A 443-nucleotide genomic window follows, 5' to 3' on the forward strand; every position below is an offset into this window, starting at 1 on the left:
AGAAGTTCCGTGCCCTTCGGCTTGAAACTGGCAACTACTCGTGGGGCTCTGAGAGTGTAACCAGAAAAGCCCGTATTATTGATGTTGTCTACAACGCCAGCAACAACGAGCTTGTACGAACAAAAACCCTTGTAAAGAACTGTATTGTGCAAATTGACAGTACTCCATTCAGACAGTGGTATGAGGCTCATTATGCCACACCCATTGGACGCAAGAAGACCTCACAAAAGCAGGCTGAGACTGAGGAGCAAGATCCTGTCACCAAAAAGCGATCCAATCACTGTCAGAGAAAGATTGATACAAGAAAAGCTCAGGGAAAGGTTGCTTCAACCCTTGAAGAGCAATTTACCACAGGACGCCTCTATGCATGTGTATCATCACGACCTGGACAAAGTGGACGCTGTGATGGCTATATCCTGGAGGGTAAAGAGCTGGAGTTCTAC

General features: G+C 46.7%; 1 protein-coding gene. It reads left to right on the forward strand.

Features of this window, described 5'->3' with window-relative positions:
• Positions 1-443: 30S ribosomal protein S8e (locus D0T87_RS23765; protein WP_163178658.1), on the forward strand; the 443-nt coding region annotated here is incomplete at both ends.

Origin of the sequence: Bacteroides sp. 51 (genome assembly GCF_010500965.1) — a bacterium.
In the GTDB taxonomy this organism is placed as follows: domain Bacteria; phylum Bacteroidota; class Bacteroidia; order Bacteroidales; family Bacteroidaceae; genus Bacteroides.